General features: G+C 61.8%; 3 protein-coding genes. 2 read left to right on the plus strand and 1 reads right to left on the minus strand.

Annotated elements, in window-relative coordinates; translation table 11 throughout:
* Both CUC53_RS18090 and CUC53_RS18095 read left to right on the plus strand, forming a co-directional pair.
* Positions 1-437, plus strand: a 437-nt coding sequence (locus CUC53_RS18090; RefSeq protein ID WP_476692217.1) for an efflux RND transporter periplasmic adaptor subunit, incomplete at its 5' end; no start/stop codon positions are given.
* On the plus strand, positions 434-3574 hold the full coding sequence (locus tag CUC53_RS18095; RefSeq protein ID WP_236757971.1) for an efflux RND transporter permease subunit: 3141 nt from the start codon (positions 434-436) through the stop codon (positions 3572-3574). The genes CUC53_RS18090 and CUC53_RS18095, both read left to right, overlap by 4 nt.
* On the opposite strand, the gene CUC53_RS18100 is transcribed toward CUC53_RS18095, so the two are convergent.
* The coding region (locus CUC53_RS18100) for a CobW family GTP-binding protein (protein ID WP_100295390.1) at positions 3568-4364 on the minus strand (797 nt) is incomplete at its 5' end. The two genes, CUC53_RS18095 and CUC53_RS18100, sit on opposite strands and share 7 nt — an antisense overlap.

A 4364-nucleotide genomic window follows, 5' to 3' on the forward strand; every position in this document is an offset into this window, starting at 1 on the left:
CCCTGCAAAGTGGCGAGTTGGTGCTGGAGGGGCGCTTGCTCAATTTGGGCGTTCAGGTGGATGGGCAAACCCATACTCGCACCGCTCGCTTCCAACTGACCAACGGTAGCCAGCCGCTCGCGGCAGGGCAGTTAATCACGCTGATCTATCAAGCCAACGAGCCTACCCGTGCCTATGAGGTACCGCTCACTGCGCTCACTCAGGGACTGCGGGGCAGCTGGACCCTCTATCTGCTCAGCGATGAGACTCCCCCCCAAGTGGTGAGCCGAGATGTCACCTTGCTACAGCAAGATGGCAAACGCGCTTGGGTCACTGGCGCCCTCAGCGGACAAGAGCAGCTGGTGCGCGATGGTCTGCATAAACTGGTGCCGGGCCAGCGGGTGACGCTGGCGGCACGCAGTGGCCTGTCGCCAGCGCAGCAGGAGCCGCAGCCATGATCCGCCCTTTTATCAATAATGGTCGGTTGCAGCTGTTGACGATCGCCCTACTACTGACGGCCGGGCTCGCGGCGTTGCAAATATTACCCAGAACCGAAGATCCCCAGCTCACCAGTCGCTTTGCCAGTGTGGTGACTCACTTTCCTGGGGCCAGTGCCGAGCGGGTGGAGGCGCTGGTCAGCGAACCTATCGAGAACCGGCTGCGGGCCCAGAGCGAGATCAAGTTGATTGAGTCAAGCTCTCGCCCCGGCCTCTCCATCATCAATTTGGAGCTCAAGGATGAGGTCAGCGATGTTGAGCCGGTCTGGTCACGAGTGCGAGATCGGTTAGCCGATCTCACCGCCGATCTGCCACGTGGTGCCAGCGAACCTAAGCTGGATGACGAGAAGGGTTACCCCTTCACCCGCTTGGTTAATGTGGTCTGGCGTGGCCCCGGTACGGTACAGCTGGATCGCCTTGCTCGCTACAGTGCAGAGCTGGAGCGTCGAGCACGTCAGCTGCCGGGTACCGAATACGTTGAACGGGTCGGTGCGCCGCAAGAGGAGATCGAAGTGCGGTTCGATCCACTAGCGCTCAGTGCCAGCGGCATGAGCAGCGCGCAGCTGGCCCAAGCCCTGAGTGGTGCGGATGCCAAGGTGGCTGCGGGTGAGTTGCAGGGGCGCGATCATCGTTTTCAGGTGGAGATCCGTGGCGCCCTCGATAGCTTGGAGCGGATCCGCCAGATCCCGCTACGCACCGGGGAACAGGGTCAAACCCTGCGTGTTGGCGATCTGGCAGAGGTGCAACGCACCCTGCATCAACCGGAGAGTCAACTGGCCTTTGCCAACGGTGAGCGGGCGGTGGTGGTCGGTCTGCGGATGGCGCAGGATCACCGCATCGACCTCTGGTCGGCGCGGGTCGACACCATGTTGGCCCAATTACAGCGGGATTTGCCGGATAATATCGGCCTCGTCACCAGCTTTGACCAGCAGCGTTATACCGACCAGCGGCTCGATACCCTGCTGCTCAACATTGTGCAGGGTTTCCTCATCATTGTGGCGGTGCTGCTGGTGACCTTGGGGGTCAAGGCGGCCATCATTGTGGCGTTGTCACTGCCGCTGACCGTGGCGTTCTCATTTGCCTGCATGAACCTGATCAATTTGCCCATTCACCAGATGTCCGTCACGGGGCTGGTGGTGGCGCTCGGGATCATGGTGGACAACGCGATTGTGATGGCGGATCGGGTGCAGTATCAGCGCCGCCACGGCATGGCCAGGGTGGCTGCGGCCCTTGAGGCCATTGGTCATCTGTGGCTGCCGCTGCTGGGCTCCACCCTCACCACCATGCTTGCGTTTATGCCGATCATTTTGATGCCGGGCCCTGCGGGTGAATTTGTCGGCGGTATCGCTTGGGCGGTGATCTGCTCGCTACTGGGCTCTTACCTGATCGCCCACACCCTGGTGGCCGCCGTGGCCGCTCGCTGGATTGGTGAGCAACAAGGGGGGCGCTGGTATCAAGATGGTCTCCATCTGCCGCGCCTCAGCGCCCATTTTGAGCAGAGCATTAGCTGGGCGCTGGCTCATCCCTTACCTACCCTGCTGCTGGTCAGCCTACTGCCACTGCTCGGTTTCTGGGCGGCGGGCCGCCTTACCGAACAGTTCTTCCCGCCGGCTGATCGGGACATGATCCACATCGAAGCCAGCCTCTCCCCGCAGGCGAGTTTGGCGCGGACCCGTGAGCTGGCCATGGCGCTCACCGCCGAGCTGGCCAGCCTGCCTGAACTGGTACGCCAAGATTGGGTGGTCGGCGACAATGTCCCCAGTTTTTATTACAACCTAGTGCCCAGAAAGCAGGGGCGGGCCGATTATGCCCAAGGGATGATCACCTTGCAGGATGCCGATGCCGCCGCACGGCTTATCCCGCAACTGCAGCAGCAGCTAGATGCAAGGTTTCCCGAAGCGCAAATTTTGGTGCGTAAGTTGGAACAGGGGCCGCCCTTTAACGCCCCTATCGAACTGCGCTTGTTTGGCCCTGACCTTGAACAGCTGCATCGCCTAGGGGAGGAGATGCGTAGTCTGCTTGCTAATACCCCAGCGGTGGTGCAAACCCGGGCCACCTTACAGGCTGGCGCGCCCACGCTGTGGTTGCAGGTCGATGAAGGAGCCGCGCAACTGGCCGGCATGAGCCTGACCGAGGTGGCCGCTCGGTTGGCAGGGGCACTGGATGGCAAGCTAGGTGGCACTGTGCTGGAGGGCACCGAGTCAATTCCCGTGCGGGTGCGGTTGGCTGAGCCTTTGCGGCAAGATCCCGATGCTCTGCTCAATATACCGCTGGCCCTGGCTAGCAGCGGCCAGCCTGGCGCAGCTAACTTGACGCTGCGGGCGTTGGCTAGCCCTGAGTTACTGCCCAGTTGGGGTGAGATCAGCCGGCGTGATGGTGAGCGAATCAATGTGCTGGAAGCCTATTTAGCGGTCGGCGTGCTGCCACAGACCGTGTTGGAACAAGTCAAAGAGAGGTTGGCCACCAGCTCACTGGCACTGCCGCCGGGCTATCGGCTGGAGTTTGGCGGGGAAGCGGCTAAGCGGGATGAGTCAGTTGGCAATCTGATGGCCCATGTCAGTCTGGTCGCCGTGCTGCTGGTGGCGGTGTTGGTGCTTAGCTTCAACTCGTTTCGGCTGGCTGGGCTAGTCACCTTGGTGGCGATTCAGTCGGCGGGGCTCGGCCTGCTGTGGGTTTGGCTATTGGGCTACCCGTTCGGATTTACGGTGATCATTGCCCTGTTGGGGCTGATGGGGTTGGCTATCAATGCGGCCATCGTGATTCTGGCTGAATTGCAGGCCGACCCGCGGGCCTTGCGTGGTGATCTGCAGCAAATTTGCAGTCTGGTAGCCGACTGCAGCCGCCACATTGTCTCGACGACCATCACCACGGTGGGTGGGTTTATCCCGCTATTAATGGGGGGCGGCGGCTTCTGGCCCCCCTTTGCTATTGCGATGGCGGGGGGCACCGCGTTGGCGACCCTGCTCTCGTTTTACTTTGTGCCGGTGGCATTTTTACTGCTCACCCGTCGCCACCACCATGCTGTCGATCAGGGCGTCGTTCATCAGGGCGCTGTATCGGCGGACTTGAGTGATGGCCAAGACCGGCAACATCAGTGATCGGGCTGGCCCAGCATCGCCTTGAGCCGCTCTTCCATGGTGGGCTCGGGGGCGGTGAGGGTTGCCATAAATAGCTGCTCGATCCCAGCATTATCTTGGCTTTTGACAATAAACACCAGCCGAGACTGGGCCTTGCCCTCTGGCCAGTCCCCCAATGCTTGGAGCGGATAGAGCTGGCCATGGACGCCGTGGATCACCACCGGTTGGCTCTCGCCCTCCAGCTGCAAAATCCCCTTAAGCCGCAGCAGGGCATCGCCATACTGCGCCTGCACCGCATCGATGGCAGCCAGCAGGCGAGAGGGCTTGAGCGGTTCGCCAATACGCAGGGAGAAACTCTCGATGTTGCCATGCTCGAAATGGGTGGGCGCAGCGGTGCCCACCTTGGCGGCGAACGGCTTCATCTTCGGCTGCATCGGCGAGGCCAGCCCCTGCTTGGGGGATTCGGTGCGCAACCAAGCCAGCAGCTGGCGCACATCACGTCCGGCTGCTTCGTTGTAGGCGCCGAGCTTCTCCAGCACCGCTGGCGACAGTTCGCCGTTGCTAACCCGCTCGATCGGGGCCGCTGGATTGAGGGCTGCCAGCTGGGCTTCGACCCGCGCCAGCTGCTCGTCCTCCACCAGATCCCCCTTGCTCACCACCAGCAGATCCGCCATCGCCACCTGTTTTACCGCCTCATACTGGGCTGCTAGCTGCTGCTCGATATGCCCAGCATCCACCACGGTGACGGTACCATCGAAGCGGTAGCGCTGGGCGATAAAGCCCTCTTCGCGCAGGGGCTGTTTATGAAGGC

The sequence above is a fragment of the Aeromonas cavernicola genome (assembly GCF_002795305.1).
Classification (GTDB): domain Bacteria; phylum Pseudomonadota; class Gammaproteobacteria; order Enterobacterales; family Aeromonadaceae; genus Aeromonas; species Aeromonas cavernicola.

Bases quoted from the DNA above. Each gene is read 5' to 3' on its own strand.
- CUC53_RS18095 (WP_236757971.1), top strand. From the start codon at position 434: ATGATCCGCCCTTTTATCAATAATGGTCGGTTGCAGCTGTTGACGATC.